This is a genomic window from Roseibium sp. (assembly GCF_039982295.1).
Classification (GTDB): domain Bacteria; phylum Pseudomonadota; class Alphaproteobacteria; order Rhizobiales; family Stappiaceae; genus Roseibium.
Genome location: NZ_JBDWYP010000092.1, coordinates 159,068 through 176,845, shown reverse-complemented (window position 1 = coordinate 176,845; position 17,778 = coordinate 159,068). Strand labels below are relative to the sequence as shown.

The 17,778-nt window shown below is 56.6% G+C and carries 16 protein-coding genes; 9 read left to right on the top strand and 7 right to left on the bottom strand.

Annotated features, from left to right (window positions below):
- Positions 1-153: 153 nt before the first annotated feature.
- The 3 genes from ABJZ52_RS21005 to lptF all read right to left on the bottom strand — a co-directional run bounded on the left by ABJZ52_RS21005 (position 154) and on the right by lptF (position 4,858).
- Positions 154-2,508, bottom strand: coding sequence for an LPS-assembly protein LptD (locus tag ABJZ52_RS21005; protein ID WP_348190947.1), 2,355 nt, complete (start codon positions 2,506-2,508; stop codon positions 154-156).
- Between the two features lie 64 nt (positions 2,509-2,572).
- Positions 2,573-3,667: an LPS export ABC transporter permease LptG gene (lptG, locus tag ABJZ52_RS21000; RefSeq protein ID WP_348190944.1), complete on the bottom strand. Its 1,095-nt coding sequence runs from the start codon at positions 3,665-3,667 to the stop codon at positions 2,573-2,575.
- A gap of 3 nt (positions 3,668-3,670) precedes the next feature.
- Positions 3,671-4,858, bottom strand: coding sequence for an LPS export ABC transporter permease LptF (lptF, locus tag ABJZ52_RS20995; protein ID WP_348190941.1), 1,188 nt, complete (start codon positions 4,856-4,858; stop codon positions 3,671-3,673).
- Positions 4,859-5,080: 222 nt separating this feature from the next.
- On the opposite strand from lptF, the gene ABJZ52_RS20990 reads away from it, so the two are divergent.
- The 4 genes from ABJZ52_RS20990 (at position 5,081) to ABJZ52_RS20975 (ending at position 8,708) form a co-directional block, all read left to right on the top strand.
- Positions 5,081-6,580 carry a leucyl aminopeptidase gene (locus tag ABJZ52_RS20990; RefSeq protein WP_348190937.1) on the top strand — a complete coding sequence of 500 codons (1,500 nt, stop codon included), beginning with the start codon at positions 5,081-5,083 and terminating at the stop codon, positions 6,578-6,580.
- A gap of 518 nt (positions 6,581-7,098) precedes the next feature.
- Positions 7,099-7,551: a DNA polymerase III subunit chi gene (locus tag ABJZ52_RS20985; RefSeq protein ID WP_348190934.1), complete on the top strand. Its 453-nt coding sequence runs from the start codon at positions 7,099-7,101 to the stop codon at positions 7,549-7,551.
- A 96-nt stretch (positions 7,552-7,647) separates the two neighbouring features.
- Complete coding sequence (locus ABJZ52_RS20980; RefSeq protein ID WP_348190931.1) at positions 7,648-8,280, top strand: class I SAM-dependent methyltransferase; 633 nt, start codon at positions 7,648-7,650, stop codon at positions 8,278-8,280.
- A 38-nt stretch (positions 8,281-8,318) separates the two neighbouring features.
- Complete coding sequence (locus ABJZ52_RS20975) at positions 8,319-8,708, top strand: rhodanese-like domain-containing protein (protein ID WP_348190929.1); 390 nt, start codon at positions 8,319-8,321, stop codon at positions 8,706-8,708.
- A gap of 99 nt (positions 8,709-8,807) precedes the next feature.
- On the opposite strand, the gene ABJZ52_RS20970 is transcribed toward ABJZ52_RS20975, so the two are convergent.
- A complete protein-coding gene (locus tag ABJZ52_RS20970; RefSeq protein ID WP_348190926.1) occupies positions 8,808-9,377 on the bottom strand; it encodes a dimethylsulfonioproprionate lyase family protein in 570 nt (189 codons plus the stop codon).
- Positions 9,378-9,693: 316 nt separating this feature from the next.
- Between ABJZ52_RS20970 and ABJZ52_RS20965 the strand changes: the two genes are divergently transcribed.
- The 4 genes from ABJZ52_RS20965 to ABJZ52_RS20950 all read left to right on the top strand — a co-directional run bounded on the left by ABJZ52_RS20965 (position 9,694) and on the right by ABJZ52_RS20950 (position 13,444).
- A complete protein-coding gene (locus ABJZ52_RS20965) occupies positions 9,694-10,791 on the top strand; it encodes a carboxynorspermidine decarboxylase (RefSeq protein ID WP_348190923.1) in 1,098 nt (365 codons plus the stop codon).
- 94 nt (positions 10,792-10,885) lie between these two features.
- Positions 10,886-12,124 carry a saccharopine dehydrogenase family protein gene (locus ABJZ52_RS20960; RefSeq protein WP_348190920.1) on the top strand — a complete coding sequence of 413 codons (1,239 nt, stop codon included), beginning with the start codon at positions 10,886-10,888 and terminating at the stop codon, positions 12,122-12,124.
- Positions 12,125-12,260: 136 nt separating this feature from the next.
- Positions 12,261-12,728 (top strand): MarR family transcriptional regulator, encoded by a 468-nt coding sequence (locus tag ABJZ52_RS20955; RefSeq protein WP_348190917.1) that lies wholly within the window; start codon positions 12,261-12,263, stop codon positions 12,726-12,728.
- Positions 12,725-13,444: a deiodinase-like protein gene (locus ABJZ52_RS20950; protein ID WP_348190914.1), complete on the top strand. Its 720-nt coding sequence runs from the start codon at positions 12,725-12,727 to the stop codon at positions 13,442-13,444. Before ABJZ52_RS20955 ends, ABJZ52_RS20950 begins: the two co-directional genes overlap by 4 nt.
- A gap of 105 nt (positions 13,445-13,549) precedes the next feature.
- On the opposite strand, the gene ABJZ52_RS20945 is transcribed toward ABJZ52_RS20950, so the two are convergent.
- The 3 genes from ABJZ52_RS20945 to ABJZ52_RS20935 form a co-directional block, all read right to left on the bottom strand.
- Positions 13,550-15,436, bottom strand: coding sequence for an ABC-F family ATP-binding cassette domain-containing protein (locus ABJZ52_RS20945; RefSeq protein ID WP_348190911.1), 1,887 nt, complete (start codon positions 15,434-15,436; stop codon positions 13,550-13,552).
- Positions 15,437-15,524: 88 nt separating this feature from the next.
- Positions 15,525-16,379 (bottom strand): DUF4344 domain-containing metallopeptidase, encoded by an 855-nt coding sequence (locus ABJZ52_RS20940; RefSeq protein WP_348190908.1) that lies wholly within the window; start codon positions 16,377-16,379, stop codon positions 15,525-15,527.
- Positions 16,380-16,500: 121 nt separating this feature from the next.
- Positions 16,501-17,019 (bottom strand): DinB family protein, encoded by a 519-nt coding sequence (locus tag ABJZ52_RS20935; protein ID WP_348190905.1) that lies wholly within the window; start codon positions 17,017-17,019, stop codon positions 16,501-16,503.
- Positions 17,020-17,352: 333 nt separating this feature from the next.
- Here ABJZ52_RS20935 and ndk point away from each other — a divergent pair, with 333 nt between their 5' ends.
- Positions 17,353-17,775: a nucleoside-diphosphate kinase gene (gene ndk, locus ABJZ52_RS20930; protein WP_348190902.1), complete on the top strand. Its 423-nt coding sequence runs from the start codon at positions 17,353-17,355 to the stop codon at positions 17,773-17,775.
- The last annotated feature ends 3 nt before the right edge of the window (positions 17,776-17,778 follow it).

The window sequence follows — 17,778 nt, the reverse complement described above, 5'->3', positions numbered from 1 at the left end:
CCGCGCCGACGAAGCGGCCTGATGACTCACGTTTAACGTTGCCGATGATCTTGCACAAACTGGCGGCAAATTCAAAGAATGCCGTACTTTAGGACGCATGGATGTGTCGGAAACTTGGCAAAACCCGGAAATAAATGCGAGAGGCATCTCTTTTTATTGAACGCCAGTCGAAACCTGTGTGTTCCCGATCGTGCGCAGTCCAATCCGAAGGTAGAATGTTCGGTCTACATCTTCGTCGTTGTTTCGGCTCCGGTCCTCGGCATAGGACAACGACACCGAGAAGCCTTCGTCGTCATAGCCCAGTCCGAAACCGTCCTGAACCATGTCGAAGTTTTCAATGTCGTAGCGCAATGATCCAAATACGCGCCAGTTCTCCTTCAGCCGCAAGCTTGCAGAACCAAGGATTTCTTCCCGCGGGTCGTCGATCCCCAGACTTGGTTGCGCGTCAAGGAAGGCATATGCGATTGACGAGACCACCGGGCCATAGGTGCCCGTTGCTTGTGCCTCAAACCGACGGACCTGGAAATCCTCGTTGTCAAATCGAGCCTGGGCTCCAACGCGGACGCCATACTGCGTATCCAGGTAGAGGCTGCCAACATAGTCCGATTGATCGGTTTCGAGACCGGAATCCAGCGTCGCACCAAGGATGTCGGAGGTGGCATAAGAGTTTTCACCGCCGATCTGGTAGGAACGTCCGAACAAGGCGCTGAGATAGTACCCGCTGTTCAGCTGCAGTTTGTAGTTCAAACCGACGTTGACGCGTGATCCGCCTTCTGCCCGATCGAAACCGGAAAACTTGTCATAGTCAAAGAGTGTCGTCGCATCGAAAACGATACTCTGAGCGTCTTCGTTTGGCAGTTCACCAATCCGCTGTTCATTCGGCCGTACCACGATCTGGGCGACCGGTTCGAGGATCTGGTTGCCACCATCGAATGTGGCAATGAAGGGATAGCGATATTCGAGACCTGCTGCAGGCATCGCACGGCCTACAAAGGCTTCGCCCGTAAGCGCGGTCACATCTTCGTCGGCAGAAGCAAGGAAGAAAAGGTCACCGCGAACATAGGCAAAGGGCGTGAAGACCTGGCCGAGCGGGTCGATGAATGTACGGCGCCACTCTCCCTGCATCGAAAGACGGGAAAAGGTTCCATCAACACCCCGGAACTGGTCAACATCAGAACCTGTCGCCTGGAACGCGTCTGTTTCTGCGCGGGTCAGAGATGTGAAATTGCTTGTGAGGGACAGCTCTCCCCCGACAATGGGATCTGCGAAGACGTAGTCATAGTCGATGACTGGCAATACAAACGGCTGCTTGTCCTGAAGGGACTGACCAAGCGGCGAAAAGTTCGAACTTGGGTCGTTTTCCACGTCGCCCGTGTAGTCTTCCTGGGAGAGCGAGAAGGCGTAGCCGCGGAACGTCAGTCCATTGCGGACAGTATTGCCTTCCAGATAAATTTCTGAAGTCTCGCCGTTGTCGTCGAAGCTAACCGCCGAGTAGTCTTCCAGGAAAACACGGTCGCTCTTGTAGGTCAGGTTCCAGCCATAGTCCCAGTTTTCGGCAAGCTTGAAATTACCTGTGGTCTTTACGGCTCCGCGCCAGCGCCCGTCGCCACTGGTGTTGGCGAACTCGGACGGCCGCGCCTGAAACAGCCCCGCCGCGGCAATCGTATAGGATCCGGATACAAGCTTGTGACGGAAGGACACTTCTCCGAGCAGACCCTGCTTTGTCATCGGGGTGAGGGTCGTGGTCAGGTCGTAATTGGGGCTGAGCGCCCAATAGTAGGGAACGGTGACCCCATATCCAAGACTGTCGGACACGATACCGCCGGGCATGAGGAACCCTGACTTTCGCTTGACGGTTGGATCAGGCATCGAAAAGAAAGGTGCGTAGGCGATCGGTCTTCCGAAGAACTCAAGCGACGCATCTTCGTAGTAGATGGTCCGTTCTTTCTCGTCGTGAATGATCTTGGCAGCCCGAATACGCCACAAGGGAGGCTTGTTCGGCGGATTGGTCGGCTTTGTGTAGACCGTGTAAACACCATTCTCGAAAGTCGTGACATTTCCGTCTGTACGGCTGGCCCGTTCGGCCAGGAAACGGGTGCGCTCAGGCGTGTCAATCTGTAGCGCCCGGGCGAACCCCTCGGCAAGATCCTCCGACAGGATCATTTCCTGAGACTGGGCGACGGTGCCGTTCGGCTCGGTCATCACCACATTGCCGCGGGCGGTCAACGTTTGTGTGCCGCGATTGAAAACAATCTGCTGAGCTTCGACCGTATAGCCGTCGTAGAACACCTGCACGCTACCCGAGGCGACAATAACGTCGCGGTCGAAGTCATAGGTAATCTGGGCGGATTCCAGCATCATCTGCGCATCCGCGCTGACCTGGCTCGCAATCGTATCGGTTATGCTGCTCTGGGCGCGTGCCGAAGTGCTGAAGCCGACAGCACCTGTTGCCAAAGCAGAGATAGACAAGGAAAGGCCGAGCGACAGGGTTCGCGCTGCGGTTCTCATCCCGCGCGCGGCCAACCGATCATACGGTCCAGGAAAAATGTTCGAAGGACAATTCACGCGTTCTTCACCCATCTTCCTGATTCAGCAGGATGGTAAGCCCCATAAGCACTCCAAAAATCCCCGGAGCCCACGCAGCGACTGTGGGCGGGACGATGCCCGCTCCTCCGAAGTCCTTCGCGAGCTCAGATAGAACGTAAAGCACGAAGCCAGCAATGATTCCACCCAGAATCATTCCGCCGAGACCTCCAAAACGCGAAACCCTCAAAGAAACTGCCGCTGCAATCAAAATCATGGCCATCAAAAGCAGGGGACGGGCAAGAAGAGTTTGATATTGCAGAGCATACCGGTAGGCCGGCAATCCGGCGTTTCGAGCCAGTTCAATGAAACGTGGAAGTTTCCAGAACGAAATTGATTCGGGGGATCCGATGCTTTCACGCACCTCTGTGGCGGTCAGGTAGGTACTGACCTCGTAGCTTCCATAGGTCTGTGGATCACGCTCGGTGGTGTAGACCGTTGCATCTCTGAGATACCAGATCTGATTGCCCAACCTGGCCTCTCTCGCTTCGATGCGCTCTTGAAATGTGCCAGACTTGTCGAATGTGAAAATCGTAACTGTCAGCAGTTGTTCGCCGCCATTGAGCAGCTGTTTCGCGAGCATGACCGATTCTCCGTCCAGCCCATCCTGGCGGACCCAGACATCACCAGTTGTCTGCAGCAACAGCCCCTGGTCAGAGCCGAACAGGCCCGCAGCAGCTTCGTCGGATTTTTGTTGCAACCAGACCGCAGCCGGATTGTAGACCGTGACGGAGAGGGTGCCGAGCACGAGACCGACCAGAAGGGCCGGAAGCGTGAATTGCCACACGGAGATGCCGGCGGCGCGGGTAACAACAAGTTCCAGGGCGCGGCTGAGGCTCACAAAGGCGGCTATGGAGCCGAAGAGAACGGCAAAGGGGATCACCTGTTCGAGCAACAGCGGAACGCGCAATAGCGAGATCAGACTGACGCGTAGAACCGAGAAACCATCCCGGTCGCCTCCACGCCGGACAAGTTCGAGGACGTCGAACAAAAAGATCAGGACTGTCGCGAGCAGGAAAAGACCCAGGATCGCCTTTAAAAAACGACCTGAAAAATAAAGTCCGAGAGTTCGGCCGAGGATCATGGCTTATGACGCTCCGCCAGTGTTGTGACCATTCAAACGCGCGGAGAGTTTGTCGATCATCATCGAGAGACCGTCGACAGCTTCCCTGATCCAGCTCGGCATTGGCATGTGCTCGTCACGCATGATTGCCCAGAGCGCCAGCACAATACCGGCAATCGGTACGAAATAGAGCAAGATCAGAAGGGTGGAATTGGACCCGGTGATCGCAGTGATGCCAAAACCGGCTGTCCGCAGAGCGATGCAAGCGCAAATGGATGCCAGAACGGCGACTGAACGGTTCTGGCGCGTGGTGCGTGCCCGCCCGAGGAACGCGAACACTATCAACGCAAAGGCAATGCAATAAAGTGGCTGACTGAATCGTTCATGCAACTCGGTTTGCAGCTTGTCAGGGTGCTCGTTGGCATAGCCATCATCTGGATCCGGGTGCATCAGATTTTGCGTGGACCGTTCGCTTGCCTTGAAAACCGGGTCAGATGCTTCCGGGATCAGATTTGAAAGATCAAAGGCATAGGACTGAAAGCGGACGATGGAAATGTCGCCCTCGGCCTTCGGACGGCGTTGTATCGTGCCGTTCTGCATGACCAGCAGCGTCCGGTCTGCAGCTTCGATGATTTGTCCCGTTTCAGCCTGGTAGGTGAATGCGGTTTCCTCATCGCGGGTGTCGTGTAGCAGCAGGCCATCCAGATTGCCGTTGCCCGACCTGTTGCGAATGTGGAACGTCAACCCGTCCTCGACTGTGATGAAGCGCCCGGGCTTGACGATGTTCGCGATCAGATCTGCGCGAACTCTCGCAATTTCCTCACGCAGCTCGCCAAGGCCAAGTGGTGCGAAGTAGAGCGACATGGATGCGCTCAGCCCGAACACGAACGCGGCGAATATCATGACCGGTTTCAGCACCAGATAGCGTGACCCGCCGGTCGCATTGATGACGATCAGCTCGCTGTCGCTGGAAAGCGCGTTCAGCACGAGAATGAGAGAAATCATGAGCGCAAAAGGCGCCACGATGACCACAAGGAACGGCATCGCGAGCATTGTGATGCTGATGAACTGAACGATGGTCTGGCCTTTGGAGGTGACCAGATCAAGCTGCCGGAGGGCTTGGGTTGCCCAGACCACCCCCGTCATCGCTGCCAGGGTCATGGCAAAGGCGAAAAACGCGCGTTTGATGATGTATCGCTCGAGTGTCTTCATGTCGCTCGGTTGCCGGCGCCAGGCCGAATGAGTGAAGTCAAATGCTCTCAACGCAATAACACGGTTTTTGGTGAACGGCCCACCAACAAACTTGGTTAATCTTGATTAATTTCTCAGCACTTGCCGAGCGCAGGGCAAGGCACCATGATCATGTACAGCCTCTGCACCATCTGTGCGGGAAATATGGCCGACCACACTGGCCAAGCATCATCGGGAATGAAAATGACCAAACTGACCAAGGTAACTTTTGTAAAGTCGGGCGCGCCCAAGGCAGGTGTCGCTGTTTTGCTGGCAGGCGAGGGACTGACGCTCGGCGCAGCGACATCAGAGCTCTTGGGTGGACTGGCGGGCGGTCTGGAGCGTGCGGCCTCGGTCGGCGGCTTCACCGGCAAGAAGTTGACGACGCTGGATTTGATCGCACCTGCCGGGCTGGAACTTGATCGGGTTATTCTTGTCGGGCTGGGCAATGTTGCTGATCTGGCCGAAGAGGACTGGCTGAAACTGGGCGGATCGATCCAGGCGCTTCTGAAAGGCGCGAAAGCCGACAAGGCGACCTTGCTGTTGGATGTTGCAGCTGATGAGCCTGTCTCAGCGGAAGATGCTGCCACCATCGCCATGGGCGCCAAGCTCCGCTCTTATGTTTTTGACACCTACAAGACGAAAAAAGCGGACGACGAGGCGCCGATTGCGACCAAGCTGGAAATCGCCGTTGACGATGTGAAGGCCGCCAAGAAGGCTTGGTCTGCACGCGAGGGCGTCGCCAACGGAGTGTGCTTGGCGAGAGATTTGGTCAATCTTCCGCCAAATGATCTCGGACCGGTGGAATTCGCCAAGTCGGCCAGTGGTCTCGAAAAACTCGGCGTCGAGGTGGAGATCCTCACCGAAAAGGAAATGAAGAAGCTCAAGATGGGCGCATTGCTCGGTGTGGCACAGGGCTCGGTCCGTCCACCACGTCTGGCGATCATGCGCTGGAACGGCGGCAAGAAGGGTGAGGCACCGCTTGCCTTCGTCGGCAAGGGTGTCGTGTTTGACACGGGCGGTATCTCTCTCAAGCCCGGCGCCGGCATGGACGAAATGAAAGGTGATATGGGCGGTGCGGCGGCTGTAACGGGCCTTATGCACGCCCTGGCCGCACGCAAGGCCAAGGCCAACGTGATCGGCGTCATCGGGCTCGTTGAGAACATGCCTGATGCCAATGCCTATCGTCCAGGCGACATCCTGACCGCCATGTCCGGCACGACCATCGAGATCCTCAACACGGATGCGGAAGGCCGTCTCGTACTCGCCGATGCGCTCTGGTACACGCAGGAGCGCTTCAAACCGGCGTTCATGATCGACCTGGCAACACTGACTGGCGCAGTGCTTGTTGCGCTTGGTCATGTCAACGCGGGCGTTTTCTCGAACAATGACGAGCTGGCTGAAAGGCTGGATGCCGCAGGCAAGGCCTCCGGAGAAACCGTATGGCGGCTGCCGCTCAGCAAGGACTACGACAAGCTGATCGACACGCCCAATGCGGACGTGAAGAACACGGGCGGCCGGACCGCGGGTTCGATCACCGCGGCCCAGTTCCTGCAGCGCTTCGCAAATGATGTGCCCTGGGCGCATCTCGACATCGCGGGCATGGCCTTCGGTCCTGCAAAGAATGAAATCAACCAGAGCTGGGCGACAGGGTATGGCGTGAGATTGCTGGATCGTCTCGTCGCCGAATTCTACGAGGCGTAAGCCGGTCACAGAAACAAAAAACCCGCCGGTTCCGGCGGGTTTTCAATCTGTCTGGTTTGGCTCGATGCCAACAAGAACGCTCGGTTAGCAGGTCTTGTAGGCCTGGCAGGCTGTGGCCTCTTCCGTAACAACCAGGCCAAGGCTTGCAGTAGCGCCAGCAATGGCAAAGACGAGTGTAAAAAACACAACAACGCGCGTAATCATTCAGTCCCCCGAAACGTCGTGTCCGTTGATACGCCGGACCGGCGTCTTTCGTGATTTGATTCACGAAATATCCCTGGTCAATTCTCTAGCTAATCGACATTTGCGAAGGGTTAATGATACGACTCGCTGCACATGTCCATGCTGGCAATCGCAATTCCGCAAGGTCATTTGGATGTGTTGCGCAACCGCATCACATCTGGCTGTCGCACCCGTGGCCCGAGCGTATTTGGGCTTTGGGTGATCGACGCGGTTGCGACATGACAGGACGTGAATCTTGAAAGCGTCCGCTGCTGAAGAAGGTAATTGAGAAGTTCATGACCGTCGACGTGCTTTTCTATCATCTGATGCACCAACCGCTGGAAGCCGCCCTTCCTGCTCTCTTGCAGAAGTGCCTTGAGCGGGATTGGCGGGTTGTCGTGCAGGCCGGATCCCAGCAGAGATGCGAGGCACTTGATGCACATCTGTGGACGTTTCAGGACGACAGCTTTCTGCCGCACGGGACAAAATCCGACGGCTTTGCCGAGCAGCAGCCGATCTATCTGACCAGCGAAGCAGACAATCCGAACGCCGCTGATGTCAGGTTTCTTGTGGATAGGGCCGCGCCCCCGCCGCTGGCTGGCTATGAGCGTGCGGTCTATATGTTCGACGGCAACGATCCAGACGCGCTTGGCGATGCACGTCAGCGCTGGAAGGATGCAAAGTCCGAGGGCTTTCAGGTGACCTACTGGCAGCAGCGCGAAAACGGTGGCTGGGAACGCAAGGCGTGATCAGGATCGACGGGGTGTAACGTGCACAACGACGACGATGTTAAGTCAGGCGACTTTCTTGCAAGGCGCGAGGCCGCCAGGCAGCGGAATGATCGATTGACTGGTGCAACCGGCGGTGATGCTGAAGATCGTCAGGCCTGGTTTGAAACGGTCTATCTGGAGGCGGGCGGCGATCCTGCGGCTGTGCCTTGGGCAGATCTGGCGCCAAAGGCAGTGCTTGTGGATTGGCTCGCCAAAAATCCGGGGCAGGGACGCCGTGCCCTCGATGTGGCTTGCGGACTTGGTGATAATGCCGAGGCGTTGGCTTCGGCCGGATACAGAACTTCGGCTTTTGATCTCGCCAGCGAGGCCATCGCTTGGGCGAAAAAGCGCTTCCCGGAAACCGCAGTCGATTATATCGCGGGCGACCTCTTCGCGCTGCCGGAGGATTGGAAGGGTGCTTTCGACCTCGTACACGAGTGCTATACGATCCAGGCGATGAAGGATCCTCTTCGTGCGGACGCAATCCCGGCCATTGCGTCTCTGGTCGCGCCAGGTGGCACTTTGCTTCTGATCAGTCGAACGCGAGAAGAGGGCAGTGACGCCGACGGGCCACCTTGGCCACTAATGCCCTCTGAGTGGCGGAGCTTCGAGGATCACGGCCTCACATTGAAGCACTTTCAAGATTATGAGCTGGCTCGCCCGGATCGAACGATCCCGCATGTGCTTGCGGAATTCCGCAAGTCTTAGACTGCCCCAAGTTGAATCGCCCCTGAGGAGGAGGCCCCATGGCAAAGCTGAAGATCTCATCCGCCGAACTGGTGGCTAGGGCCCGCGCGCGCATCCGCGAGGTGGAAACTCAGGATGGCATCGCCATGAGGGGTGATCCTGATGTGGTGATTGTCGATCTGCGCGATGTTCGTGAGCGTCAACGCTCTGGCTTCATTCCAGGCAGTTTTCACTGTCCACGCGGCATGGCTGAATTTTGGGTCGATCCCGAGAGCCCCTATTTCAAGGACGTGTTCGGTGAGGCCAAAACCTTTGTCTTTCACTGCGCCTCTGGTTGGAGGTCTGCCCTAACGACCGCCACCTTGAACGACATGGGCTTTGAATGTGCTCATCTGAAAGATGGATTTGTCGACTGGGTCAAAACCGGTGGTCCGGTGGAAAAGCCTTAGGGCTAGCTGTTGAAAGCTTGTTGAACGCCTGTTGAATGCATGTGGGAAATCTGTGCGAATTCCTGACCATTCCTGTGCCATTGCAGGCGGTCGCATCGCTCAAGTGAACCAGGTGGGCCCACCTGGTGCTTCCCCGAACTGGACCCACAGGTTCAAAACCGGCTCGGCACCGGTTCTCATGGCATGCGCCTCTCGCGAAGCGTGGCGGATAATCTCCCCCGGCGAAACATGCTGCGTTTGTCCCGTTTCCTGCCAATACCCCGTCGATCCATTCGTCATGGGAACATAAAGCTCATCCGCAGCGTGCCTATGGGCCGGATAGTCGGTCTCCGCCGCCAGGATGTTGCAGCCTATGAGGAGGTCGGGGCTCAAGTGCAGCACGGCGTGGCCAAAGCGTTCTTTCAACACCGAGTGCTCCGGGTAGTCGACGACCCAGACAAGCTTTGGAAGGACCGGAACAAGCGCCGAGGCCAATTGGCCAATGGTGCCCTCGATCGGGGCGAGCGCGGCAACTGCCTCTAGCAAATTGCAGACCGGTGCCCGGGTGTCCGGATCAGCAGGCAGGGCCCAGTCTCGTGCAAAACTGTCTTTCAGACCCGAGGTCAAAGCCTCCGGCAGATCGGCCGCGACGAGATGGTTGCCGAGGGCTATTTTGAGTACATCCATCATGCAGGGCGCTAACGAGAAAGGAGGGGCTGAAAATCTGAAAAGCTCGGCCAAAACGCTATACTGCGCCAAAGAGCGAGAGCAAGCGTTTTACCCGGCGCAAGTGCCTGATGGGGCGGGCTTCCTGCCGCCTTTCAGCTGTTGACGATACAGGATGGAGCTCCAGAAGCTCTCTCATGCATCAGCTGGTCCTTGACCTGAACGAGGATTTTGCAGGCGGAAGGGTCGATTTCCGTTGAGTGTGATGGCCAGACGCGCTAATCGGCGCCCTTCGTGATTTTCGCTGCGCGCTGTTGCGCCGATATCAGAAGGGCATGAGATGATCTCCACGCCGTACTACCTCATCGACAAGTCAAAGCTTCTGCCGAACATGGAGAAGATTGCCTGGCTGCGTGAACAGTCGGGTGCCAAGTCATTGCTGGCGCTGAAGTGTTTCGCCTCCTGGTCCGTGTTTGATTTCATGAGCCAGTATATGGACGGCACGACGTCATCCTCTCTTTATGAAGTGAAGCTCGGCCGCGAAAAGTTTCCGGGCGAAACCCACGCCTATTCGGTCGCCTATGCGGATGACGAGATCGACGAAGTCATCGCCTCTTCCGACAAGATCCTGTTCAACACCATCGGACAGCTTGAGCGGTTCGACAGGCAATCGGCCAGTCACATTCGCGGCCTGCGCGTCAATCCCGGCGTCTCCACATCCGAGTTCGACCTTGCGGATCCTGCGCGTCCGTTCTCGCGCCTTGGCGAACACGATCCTGATCAGATCGCGAAAGTCATCGACCGGGTCTCCGGTTTCATGTTCCACAACAACTGTGAGAACGATGACTTCGACCGCTTCGATGGCATGCTCAGCCACATCGAACAGCGCTTCGGGTTTCTCATCCGTCAGATGGACTGGATCAGCCTGGGCGGCGGCATTCACTTCACGGGCGAGGGCTATCCGCTCGAGAAGTTCGCGGAACGGCTGAAGCGATTTGCCGGCGAGAATGAGGTGCAGGTTTACCTGGAGCCGGGCGAGGCGGCGATCACCGGCTCGACGACACTGGAAGTGACTGTTCTCGACACATTGTTCAATGGCAAGAACCTGGCCATCGTCGACAGTTCGATCGAGGCTCACATGCTGGATTTGCTGATCTACCGGGAAACCGCCAAGGTGTTGCCGAATGCCGGCCGGGAAGAATGGATGATCTGCGGAAAATCCTGCCTTGCCGGAGACATCTTTGGCGAGTTTCGTTTTGAGGAACCCTTGAAGCCTGGCGACCGTCTCTCGATGCAGGATGCAGCCGGTTACACGATGGTCAAGAAAAACTGGTTCAACGGTGTCAAGATGCCATCCATTGCCGTTAAGGAACTGGATGGGTCTGTAAACGTTTGCCGTAGCTTCGGCTACGACGACTTCGCAGCGGCACTTTCCTGAGGGTTACCCTCGTAAAGCTGCTGCGAAGGGAAGCCGGGTCCCCGGCTTCCGACAATTGGAATGCCAACCCGACCCAAGGAGGACTATGGGCCAAATGAAACAAAACGTACTCATCATCGGCGCCGGTGGCGTCGCGCAGGTCACGGCGCACAAATGTGCGCAGAACAACGACCTGCTCGGCGATATTCACATCGCTTCGCGCACGGTTGCGAAGTGTGAGCGGATCATCGAAAGCATCCGCGAAAAGGACAGTCTGAAGGTTGACGGCGTTTTGAAGGCTCATGCCCTCAATGCAATGGACACGGCAGCGGTGGCCGCTCTGATCCGCGATACCGGTGCGCAGATCGTCATCAATGTCGGTTCTGCCTTCGTCAACATGTATGTGCTGGAAGCCTGTCTTGAGACTGGCGCGGCCTATATGGACACCGCGATCCACGAGGATCCGGAAAAGATCTGCGAAACGCCGCCGTGGTACGGAAACTACGAGTGGAAGCGCCGTGAGCGCTGCGCCGAGAAGAAGGTCACGGCGATCCTCGGTGTCGGTTTTGATCCGGGCGTGGTCAATGCCTATGCCAAGCTGGGTATTGATGACTATGTGACCGAGCCCGCTTCAATTGACATTGTCGATATCAATGCGGGCGATCATGGCCGCTGGTTCTCCACCAATTTCGATCCGGAAATCAATTTCCGCGAGTTCACCGGCACGGTCTATTCCTGGCAGCAGGGCAAGTGGCAGTCGAACAAGATGTTCGAGTTCGGCAAGGAATGGGATCTGCCGGTTGTTGGAACCCAGAAGGCCTATATGACCGGCCATGATGAGGTTCACTCGCTGGCAACCAATTATCCGCAGGCTGATGTGCGCTTCTGGATGGGCTTCGGCGATCACTACATCAACGTCTTCACGGTGCTGAAGAACCTCGGTCTTCTTTCCGAACAGCCGGTCAAGACCGCTGAAGGTCTCGAAGTCGTGCCGCTCAAGGTGGTGAAGGCCGTCCTGCCTGACCCGTCCTCGCTGGCGCCTGACTATACCGGCAAGACCTGCATCGGGACCCTGGTAAAGGGCAAATGCGATGGCAAGGATGTAGAGGTCTTCATCTACAACGTCGCTGACCACAAGGACGCCTACAATGAAGTGGGCTCGCAGGGCATCAGCTACACCGCTGGCGTTCCGCCAGTGGCCGCCGCAATGCTCATTGCCGATGGCACCTGGGATGTGGAAACGATGAAGAATGTGGAGGAACTCGACCCCAAGCCGTTCCTCAACATTCTGAACCGCATCGGTCTGCCGACCTACATCAAGGACGAAGCCGGCGAGCGCCCGCTGACGTTCTAAGCGGCTGCGACAACTGCGTTAGGAAAAGCCCCGGTCTTTGCCGGGGCTTTTTTATTCGCTGAGCCACCGTCAGATTCTTTGGCATTCCCACGATCAGGCTATTGAGTGTAATATACAATTATTGTATAATGCACAAATGTTTGATTATGAAAATATCTTCCTGCATTGGGTAAACCGGCTTGGCTTTCTCAGCAGAGGAGAGCTCACAGCCAGGTTTCGTGAAGCAGGTCACACCGTTAGTGCGGAAGAGTGGGCCCTGCTGATAGTGCTTTGGGAAAAGGGACCGCAAACGCCAGGCGACCTGGCAAGTGTCACTTTCAAGGATCGAACCACTGTGACCCGGCTGATCGACACGATGGAGCGCAAGGGCTTTGTAACGCGATCCGAAGATCCTTGTGACCGAAGGCGAAGTATCATCGATGTGAGTCGCTACGGTGCAGAGCTCAAGGCGAAACTCATTCCGATTGCCAAGGCTTTGCTCGCACAGGCCGTCGCCGGGGTGCCACCCGAAGACCTGGAAACAATGACCAGAACGCTCAGAAAAATAACCGAGACCGTGACGGCAGCTTCGGATGCTGATCCACGAAAGAAGAGGGATGCATGATGGCAAGCTACAACTATGAAGAATTTTCGACCAACGACTATGATTTTGACAGCATGGACGGTGTCGAGCTTGGCGGAAAAGCCAAGGACTTCACGTTGGAAACAACAGATGGCGAAAACCGCAGGTTACTCGATTTTTCCGGTGAGTTTTTGGTTCTGGAAATGGGAAGCAGAACCTGTCCGCTGTTCCAAAGCCGCCGGACTATCATGCAGCCACTAGAGAGTGAGTTCAGCAATCTGAGTTTCGCGGTTCTGTATGTGCGCGAAGCACATCCTGGAAGCAACATTCCTGGCCACAAGAGTTTTGAGGACAAGGCGATCTGTGCACGTCAGCTGAAGGATGCTGACGGTGAGACGAGAACTGTCTTCATCGATACCTTTGAAGGTCTTGCTCACCAAGCCTATGGCAGCATGCCCAATGCGGTCTTCATCATCAATAAGAATGGCTGTGTCGTGTTCCGGTCGGATTGGAACAATCCATCTTCGACCAGAAAAGCGCTTCGGGAGCTGGTTGAAGGGCGGCCAATCACAGCGAAAAGCTTCTTTCGACCAGCACTGCCGAGCGTTGCGATCCGCACAATGAGGAATGCTGGAAAGGGCTCCGCCGCGGACTTCTTGAAAGGTCTGCCTTTTCTTGTCTGGACGAATATCTTCAAGCGCAATTGGAGATTGCTCTTGAATAAACCGACACGGTACTCCGGTGAAACACTCTGCTAGCTTCGAGCGCCTGAGAGCGCGCTGACATTCGTCTAAAATATAAAAGCCCCGGCTTGTACCGGGGCTTTTTTGCTGAGGCTCTCGGAGCGCTCGAAGGCTGTGATCCTAGCCCGCTTCCTCATACTGGGCAGACAGTTCGAGCCATTCCTCTTCGGTCTTGTTCAGCTTCTTCTCACAGAAGGCTCGCTCCTTGACGAACTTGGCTGCGCGGGCGGCGTCGGCGACGTAAAAGCCAGGATCTGACAATTCCTCGTCAATCATGGCCAGCTTCTTTTGAAGCCTTGCAATCTCTGTCTCCGCATCCTTGATCCGTTTGCGCAGGGGCTTGAGTTCCGTGCGCTTGACGGCGGCATCCTTGCGTTTTTCCTGCGCCTTTTCAGCTTTTGGCTTTGGCGCAGCTTCTTCCTTGGGTTTCTTTTTCTTGGCGTCAGGACCCTTGAGAATCAGCTGACGATAATCATCCATGTCTCCCTCATAGGGCGCGACGCCGCCGTCGCCCACCAGCCACAGGCGGTCCGCACAAGCCTCGACCAGATGGCGGTCGTGCGAGATCAGGATGACTGCCCCCTGATATTCGTTGAGAGCGATGACCAGGGCCTCGCGGCTATCGATGTCCAGGTGGTTCGTCGGCTCATCGAGGATGATCATGTTCGGGCCGTCAAAGGTCGCCAGACCGAGCAGCAAGCGGGCCTTTTCTCCCCCCGACAGGTCCTTTGCCGGTGTCGTCATTTTCTCGGTCGGCAGGCCAAACCCGGCGACACGTGCACGAACCTTAGCCTCGGAGGCTGTGGGCATTAGAGAACGGACATGGGCAATCGCGTTTTCGGCCGGCCGCAGTTCGTCCATCTGGTGCTGAGCGAAAAATGCGATCTTGAGCTTGGATGCCTTGGTGATGTCGCCACCCATGGCCGCCAGCCGACCGGAAATCAGCTTGGCAAAGGTGGACTTGCCGTTGCCGTTTGCGCCCAGGAGTGCGATCCGGTCATCGGGATCGATGCTGGCTGTAATGCGCTTGAGCACAGGCTTGCCATCATAGCCCACGGAAACATCTTCGAGCTTCAGGATAGGAGGCGCAAGGCGTCCTTTCGGGTCCGGGAAGTGGATCGGCGTCGAACTGTCTTCCATCAGGCCGGTGAGCGGTTCCATACGCTCAAGCATCTTCAGACGCGATTGCGCCTGCCGGGCTTTCGATGCCTTGGCGCGGAAGCGGTCGACGAACGCCTGCATGTGCTTGCGCTGCACGTCCTGCTTTTCTTTAGCCTTCTGCTGCAAGATCATGGTCTCGCGCCGCTGGCGGTCGAAACTGTCGTATCCACCGCGGTAGAAGGTCAGTTTGCGTTGATCCAGGTGAACAATGCTGTCGACAGCCTTGTTGAGAAGGTCGCGGTCATGGGAGATGAGCAGCACCTGATGCGGATAGCGCGCGACGTAGTTTTCCAACCACATGGTGCCTTCCAGATCTAGGTAGTTGGTGGGCTCATCAAGAAGCAGCAGGTCCGGCTCTGAGAAAAGGACAGCTGCCAGGGCAACACGCATACGCCAGCCGCCGGAGAAGGCGGAGCAGGGGCGTTGTTGCGCTTCAGCATCAAAGCCGAGGCCAGACAGGATCGCGCCAGCTCTTGCTTCCGCGGTGTGACTGTCAATATCGGCAAGGCGAACATGGATCTCTGCGATGCGCTGCGGATCAGTGGCTGTTTCCGCTTCAGCAAGAAGATCAGAGCGCTCCGTGTCGGCCTTCAGCACCACGTCGAGAAGGCTCTCTTCGGTGCCGGGCGCTTCCTGAGCAACCTGACCGAACCGAGCCTGTTTCGGGATGCTGACCGAGCCGCTCTCAGAGCTGAGATCGCCGGTGATCAGTTTGAAGAGCGTTGATTTGCCCGTGCCGTTGCGCCCGACGAGACCGGTCTTGGTCCGTGCAGGCAGTGTGACACTGGCGTTGTCGATCAACAGGCGTCCGCCGATGCGGTAGGTGAGGTCGGATATTTGTAGCATTGCGGATCAATGGCCGAGGTTCCGGCAGCTTTCAAGCCCCTAGCACACGCCAAAGTCAAGAAAGCCGGGCGATGGTGCACAAAGTCCTCTAGCCGTCGCTCATCAGGGCTGAGAAATAAACGTCCGCAAAACCCGCCACCAGCTCATAGCATAACGTCAGCTCGTGGTTTTGAGGGTTCCAGAACGCATTCTCTTCGCCGCAGGTCGCCGCCCGAAACGTGACAGCGGCCGGCAGTTCGTAAAGGCTGTCCAGCTCTTCGGCGACAGTCTCCATCAGCTCGCTTTCCTTGAGAAAAACCGAAAGCTGTTCGAACTCCGCGCCAGGATCATCGTGCCGAACCGTAATCTGACGACGCGTGTCAAATTCGCGGCGCAGATACGCCTCGGTGGCAATCTCCCAGGAGATCGCGGCTTGCTCATAATCGAAGCTGCAGGTTTCGGCACGTTCAGCGGGTAGATCGAGATCGAATGCGAGATCCGCAAAGGCGGCCGGGTCACTGCCGACCATCAGGCATAGCATTCTGTATCCACGCTGAAGATCCAGATCGTGTTCTTCATAAAAGGTCAGATCCTCGTGGTCTGTCTCAGCCGCGAGAAACCACCCAATCATCGCGTTGGAGAGAAGAAGGTCCATGTCTTCGCTGCCGAACGAGAGCATGGTGACAGTCGCCAGATTGTCTACCGCATCTTCTTCCTGGCCAAGGATTGGCAAACCCAGCTCGGACACGAGCATGTGGCCGCCTTCGTGATGCAGCGTGAAAAGCGTGTTTCCGGCAACAAAGACGAAAAGCTCCTCCAGAGCGCCGGGGGAAAGAGCTTTCATGCGGTCATGGAGACTGCTTTCGGCATGCGCAGGAGACGTGAACGCCGCGGATGCCGACAGCCCGAGAAGAAGGAGAAAAGGACGAAGGTCCAGCCATTTTCGAAGCGTTGCTCTAGGCATCTTCACTCTCCTGATCGAGCAGAAAGCCGGGCGAAACAGCGTCGGCTTATCGGAAAGTAAGCCTGGAAACTGATAAGTTCCAGAGTTTCATTATGGGATTGAGAGGAAAAGCATGTGGCGATCAGGGATGCGAAGTGACGCCCAGCCGGGTCTGGCACTGAAAATGAAGCAGGTCGAGGATCTGGGAGCGCGCTCCAAGCATATGCAGGAAAACCTGCACCTGCGCCCGGTATTGGCTCTGGTGATGGAAGAGATGAACTATCGCCGATCCAAGCGGTTGGGCGAGTTGTTGCGGTTCCCGGATGGTAGTGAAACGAATGTCCTGCGCCAGCTGTGCCTCTGTCACCGAATCTGAAAACAGCGTGAGGTCTTCGTCCGTATAGGCGCGTTGTTCGGCCAGTTCGTCGAAGTCCTCTGTCACCATGTCCTGGTAACTCATGAAGGGGTCTGGCTGATTGGAGAACCGAGCCAGCCAGAGGCGGTCGACCAGAAGGATATGATCAAGGGTTCCATGGATGGAGCCGTACTCGGCCTTGAAATCCCGGGTCATCTCAACCGGTTCAACAGTTCTGCAGTCCGCAAACAGCCGGTCATTGGCCCAGCGATTGTATTCCGTCATCATTCGCACGAAGGCTCTCATGAAGTCAGTCCCCCCGAAGTCACCCGCCGCTGTGACCGGCATCGAAGATTTTGCAATGTATGCATAAATCACGAGGGAGGTTTAATAACGAATGGGAGGCTGTGGCAAGGAAATAAACCATTTTTGGTTGTATTTAATCGCTGTCGCTTGCCCGGCGTGCTTCTTTTCGATGAATTCTGCGCCGTGGACATGAAACTGTCACGGGCTAGCCCCTTGCAGTTGTTCCGCCGCAAAGATATAGGAAGCGCAAATTCGAACAGGCGCCGGGCAGTGGCTCGCCGCAGCGATTTTGACGGGCTTTTGAAGCTCCAACCCAGGAAAGAATGAAGAACCATGGCGACCGAACGCACTTTTTCCATGATCAAGCCGGATGCAACCAAGCGTAATCTGACCGGCGCGATCACTGCCAAGCTCGAAGAAGCAGGTCTTCGCGTCGTTGCGTCCAAGCGCGTCTGGATGTCCCTGCGCCAGGCTGAAGCATTCTACTCAGTTCACAGCGAACGTCCGTTCTTCGGTGAACTGACCGAGTTTATGTCCTCGGGCCCGACCATCGTTCAGGTTCTCGAAGGCGAAGATGCCATCGCCAAGAACCGTGCAGTCATGGGCGCAACCAACCCTGCAGACGCCGCCGAAGGCACGATCCGCAAGGAATTCGCGCTTTCGATCGGCGAAAATTCTGTGCACGGCTCCGATGCTCCAGAGACGGCTGCTGAAGAAATCGCGTTCTGGTTTGCCGGTAACGAAATCGTCGGCTAAGCC

Bases quoted from the DNA above. Each gene is read 5' to 3' on its own strand.
- lptF (WP_348190941.1), bottom strand. From the start codon at position 4,858: ATGAAGACACTCGAGCGATACATCATCAAACGCGCGTTTTTCGCCTTT.
- ABJZ52_RS20940 (WP_348190908.1), bottom strand. From the start codon at position 16,379: ATGCCTAGAGCAACGCTTCGAAAATGGCTGGACCTTCGTCCTTTTCTC.
- ndk (WP_348190902.1), top strand. From the start codon at position 17,353: ATGGCGACCGAACGCACTTTTTCCATGATCAAGCCGGATGCAACCAAG.
- ABJZ52_RS20985 (WP_348190934.1), top strand. From the start codon at position 7,099: ATGACCGTCGACGTGCTTTTCTATCATCTGATGCACCAACCGCTGGAA.
- lptG (WP_348190944.1), bottom strand. From the start codon at position 3,667: ATGATCCTCGGCCGAACTCTCGGACTTTATTTTTCAGGTCGTTTTTTA.
- ABJZ52_RS20965 (WP_348190923.1), top strand. From the start codon at position 9,694: ATGATCTCCACGCCGTACTACCTCATCGACAAGTCAAAGCTTCTGCCG.
- ABJZ52_RS20990 (WP_348190937.1), top strand. From the start codon at position 5,081: ATGACCAAACTGACCAAGGTAACTTTTGTAAAGTCGGGCGCGCCCAAG.
- ABJZ52_RS21005 (WP_348190947.1), bottom strand. From the start codon at position 2,508: ATGAGAACCGCAGCGCGAACCCTGTCGCTCGGCCTTTCCTTGTCTATC.
- ABJZ52_RS20975 (WP_348190929.1), top strand. From the start codon at position 8,319: ATGGCAAAGCTGAAGATCTCATCCGCCGAACTGGTGGCTAGGGCCCGC.
- ABJZ52_RS20945 (WP_348190911.1), bottom strand. From the start codon at position 15,436: ATGCTACAAATATCCGACCTCACCTACCGCATCGGCGGACGCCTGTTG.
- ABJZ52_RS20935 (WP_348190905.1), bottom strand. From the start codon at position 17,019: ATGAGAGCCTTCGTGCGAATGATGACGGAATACAATCGCTGGGCCAAT.
- ABJZ52_RS20960 (WP_348190920.1), top strand. From the start codon at position 10,886: ATGAAACAAAACGTACTCATCATCGGCGCCGGTGGCGTCGCGCAGGTC.
- ABJZ52_RS20950 (WP_348190914.1), top strand. From the start codon at position 12,725: ATGATGGCAAGCTACAACTATGAAGAATTTTCGACCAACGACTATGAT.
- ABJZ52_RS20970 (WP_348190926.1), bottom strand. From the start codon at position 9,377: ATGATGGATGTACTCAAAATAGCCCTCGGCAACCATCTCGTCGCGGCC.
- ABJZ52_RS20955 (WP_348190917.1), top strand. From the start codon at position 12,261: ATGTTTGATTATGAAAATATCTTCCTGCATTGGGTAAACCGGCTTGGC.